This is a genomic window from Methanoregula sp., assembly GCF_041663825.1.
In the GTDB taxonomy this organism is placed as follows: Archaea; Halobacteriota; Methanomicrobia; order Methanomicrobiales; family Methanospirillaceae; genus Methanoregula.
Map to the genome: position 1 here is coordinate 1 of NZ_JBAYLY010000063.1, position 3,218 is coordinate 3,218.

The following is a 3,218-nucleotide window of genomic DNA, read 5'->3' on the forward strand; positions in this document are numbered from 1 at the left end:
ACTTGGGAGTAAACGATTCTACATCTATATGGTTCATGCAGCAGATTGGTATGGGGTTCTATTTCATTGACTATTATGAGAATGTTGGTATGGGTATGGTTCATTATGCTAAAATCCTTAAAGACAAACCATATGCTTATGGGGATCATTATATGCCGCACGATGTAGAGAAGCGATCACTCCATGGGAGTACTGATGTGGCCCTGACACTTCGAGAAACAGCAGAAAACCTTGGCATAAAGCCCATCCTGACCGTAGCGAAGGCTAAGGATACACAGTCTGTCCTGAATGCTATCGAGGCTGGCCGCAATATTCTCCATCGGTGTTACTTTGATGAGCCTCACTGTGCTCGTGGCATACTCTGCTTGGAGTCGTATCGCGCTGAATTTGATGAAGACAATCAAGTATTGTCCAAGAAACCACTCCACAATTGGGCCTGCAACGGCGCGGATTCGTTTCGCACGTTTGCCCAAGGATACCAAGTAAAGACAATAATTATTCCAGAGAAACATCGTGACAATCGGGGATTCGGTAGCAATAATCATAACAGTTATATGGGAGTGTGAGTATGACAAAAGACAAGAAAGACAAGTTACTGGCTACTGCACGGGACAGGCTTAAAGCAGCAATGGAAGCAGATGATGAGAATAGGAAGATGGCATTGGATGACTTAGAGTTCTTTGCCAACTTGGATAACTGTCAGTGGCCCAAAGATATTAAAAATGAACGTGAGGCAAATGGCAGACCGTGTATTACGATTAACAAGATGCCAGCATTTGTAGATCAGGTAGTTGGGGAGCAACGACAAAACAGACCTGAGATTAAAGTGTTACCAGTGGATGACAAGGGTGACAAGAATCGTGCTGCAATACTTGGTGGCTGGATACGTAATGTAATGAACGTGTCGTCAGGAAGTGTGGCTATTGACCATGCATTTGAACACTCGGTTGTTTGTGCATATGGTGCATTCCGAGTTGTTACACATTATACGGATGACGACTCGTTTGAGCAGGATGTATCGGTTGATAAAATAGACAATGCGTTGAGTGTCTGGTGGGGGCCACATACACGTTATGATTGTTCCGATGCCCAGTATGTATTCATTATTACTGACATGCCGCGTGAAGAGTATAAGGACAAGTATGGTGATGATGCAATGCCATTCAACACTGCCGATTCACAATATGTGGAAGGTTGGTGTACTAAAGACACGGTACGTATTGCCGAATATTTTGTTAAAGAGCCTGTTAAGAAGACAATATACTTACTTAGTGATGGTCGTGTAGTTGACCAACTCCGTGAAGGTGATACTGAAGTACAGAGTAGGATTGTGAATGGTTACAAGATTATGTGGTATCTTATCACAGGTAATGATGTAAAAGAGCAAAAAGAGTGGGTTGGAAAGAAATACATACCAGTCATACCTGCATGGGGTAAAGAGATAAATGTTGGTGGTAAAAGAGTATTACGCAGCCTTATACGACATGGCAAAGACCCACAGCGGATGTACAATTATTGGCAAAGCTCCGACACAGAACTTGTTGCATTGGCCCCTAAATTCCCATATATCGTAACCCCAAAGCAGATTGAGAATCATGAAGGTCAGTGGCGTGAAGCAAATCGCAGGAACTACGCTTATCTTCTTGTCAATCCAGATCAAAACGCCCCCGGCTGGCCACAACGACAGACACCCCCACAAGTATCTACTGCCATGACAACTAAGTTTACCCAAGACGATCAGGAGATGCGGGACACAATGGGGCTGCAAAAGGCTTCACTTGGTATGCAGAGTAATGAGCGATCTGGGAAGGCTATACTGGAGAGGAAACGTGAGGGGGATGTAGGTACATTTGCATTCATTGACAACCTAACACGATCATTGGAACACCTTGGTCGTGTATTGGTGGATGTCTCCCCACATATATTGGATACTCAGCGCATCATCAGGCTTGGATTGATGAACGGTGATGTTCGGAATGAGGCAATCAATGTCCCGGCTAAAAGTGGAAGTATATTGAATGACATGACAATCGGCAAGTATGATGTAGTGTGCAAGGTTGGGCCATCATTTGCTACACAAAGAAGCGAGGCCCGGCAGAGTATGAACGAGTTTATTCAGTATGTCCCGGCAGCAGGGCCGCTTATTGGTGATCTGTTTGCAGAAAGTATGGATTGGCCGCGAGCCGAGGAAGTTGCAAAACGTCTTGAGTTCCTATTACCTCCTGAGATTCGTATTGCTAAAGCCTTGAAGGAGGCAGAAGAAAATGGTGATGGCACACCTCCTCCATCCCAACCACCCGGTGCTCTGCCTCCTTCTCTCAATCAAGAGCAGCCTGATCCAATGCAGGCACTCAAGATTGCTGAACAACAGGGCAACTTGAAGCTGTTACAGATCAAGGTAGAACAGGAGACGGTTAGACTGGCACAGGAGAAGGCCAAGTTGGAAGGTATATTGATAACCAACAAGGCAGCATACAGACCACCTACAGAGGTACGGCAATTCACCAACATCACACCCGGTAGAGCCGAGGGAGGACCAGTCGAGAGATCAGAACCATATGTAGTAGGTGAAGAGGGGCCAGAAGTGTTTGTCCCAGAACAGAATGGTGAGATTGTGAGCAATGATAATATGTCTGGATTTGACCCACAAGGAGATGGGTATGACTATTTTACGGCTATTGAGGCAGGTCTTGATCCCGACGATACTGGGCACTGGCCATCTATTGATCCCCGTACAGGTCGGTTATTGAAAGGTATGAAACATCCTACGATTGACATGACATTGAAAGAGGGAGAACGTCTGGGTAATACCATTACCCAAGGCCCGGATGGTTATTATTATTATTCGACCGGAGGTGAATAGTGCCAGCAAAAAGTGTCGCTCAACAACGATTCATGGCCATGGTACACAATTATAAGCAGGGAGACAGGAAGGGTGCACCTCCGGCAGTCAAAAAGGCAGCATCCGACATGTCTGACAAGTCTGCCAAGGACTTCGCTTCTACCTCTCATAAGGGGCTTCCAGCAAAGGCAGGCCGCAATGCTCTATCAGCAATAGAAAACGGCAACGGGAAGGTATTTATGGAGCTATTACAGGCCAGAATTAAGAATAGAGGAGGCAAGAAATGAGCCAGATGGTTGATATGAAGAACAAGAAAAGGTCAAAGGAGGAACTAAAGGCTGAGTGTATGCCTATATGTGAGCAAGATCAGTACCCA

At 45.5% G+C, this 3,218-nt stretch carries 3 protein-coding genes; all 3 read left to right on the forward strand.

The genetic code is table 11. The features are described from left to right. The coding region (locus tag WCX19_RS14950) for a hypothetical protein (protein ID WP_373009530.1) at window positions 1-566 on the forward strand (566 nt) is incomplete at its 5' end. Window positions 567-568: 2 nt separating this feature from the next. After that, on the forward strand, window positions 569-2,863 hold the full coding sequence (locus tag WCX19_RS14955; RefSeq protein ID WP_373009532.1) for a portal protein: 2,295 nt from the start codon (window positions 569-571) through the stop codon (window positions 2,861-2,863). Next, a complete protein-coding gene (locus tag WCX19_RS14960; RefSeq protein ID WP_373009534.1) occupies window positions 2,863-3,129 on the forward strand; it encodes a hypothetical protein in 267 nt (88 codons plus the stop codon). The genes WCX19_RS14955 and WCX19_RS14960 overlap by 1 nt, the downstream gene beginning before the upstream one ends. Window positions 3,130-3,218 lie beyond the last annotated feature (89 nt).

Bases quoted from the DNA above. Each gene is read 5' to 3' on its own strand.
- WCX19_RS14955 (WP_373009532.1), top strand. From the start codon at position 569: ATGACAAAAGACAAGAAAGACAAGTTACTGGCTACTGCACGGGACAGG.